This is a genomic window from Photorhabdus sp. RM96S (assembly GCF_042879335.1).
In the GTDB taxonomy this organism is placed as follows: Bacteria; Pseudomonadota; Gammaproteobacteria; order Enterobacterales; family Enterobacteriaceae; genus Photorhabdus; species Photorhabdus kayaii.
Genome location: NZ_JBHFKT010000144.1, coordinates 1 through 721 on the forward strand (window position 1 = coordinate 1; position 721 = coordinate 721).

General features: G+C 64.1%; 1 pseudogene. It reads left to right on the top strand.

What is annotated here, in order from left to right:
* Positions 1-721, top strand: a pseudogene (locus ACGF49_RS24660) (hypothetical protein); the annotation flags it as partial.

A 721-nucleotide genomic window follows, 5' to 3' on the forward strand; every position in this document is an offset into this window, starting at 1 on the left:
GACACCGATAAAACCGATGTCACCGTGCACTATGACAAAGCGGGCCGGGTGACGGCCACCACCACCCCGCAGGGATACTGGCAGGACCGTTTTGCATACGATGACGACCATAACATCACCACCTATTTCGATGCCGAAGGCGGCTGTACCCGCTACCACTATAACGCCGACGGCTTAGTGACCCGCCAGGTCGACCCGCTCGGCCATGAAACCCGGACCGAATGGGATTTCAGTCACAAAGTCGCCGAAACCGACCCGCTGGGCCGGACCACGGCGTATGAGTATAGCCCTTACGGCGAGCTGACCGGCTGGCTGTCACCCATCGGGGACCTCACCGCTTACGATTACAATGAATACGGCCAGCTGACCCAGGTCACTCAGCCGGATGGCGCCCGCTGGCGGCTGCATTACAGCGAACAGGGCAACCTGGACAGCGTTATCGACCCCCAGGGGCGGGTGGAAGAGACCCGTTACGGCCCGCGCGGGGAAATCCTGCGCCAGGTCCTGCCCGACGGCCGCGCCTGGCGCTACGGCTATGAACGGCAGCAGCTCAGTGAAATTCAGGCCCCGGACGGCGCCCTGACCCGGTTTGACACCGACGGCCTGGGCCGGCTGCTGCGGGTCACCGACGCGTTACATCAGCAGACCGACTACCACCACAGCCCGTTTCACGCCAGCCCGGCGGGCAGCGTCAGCGAGATTTGCTTGCCGGACGGCCTCC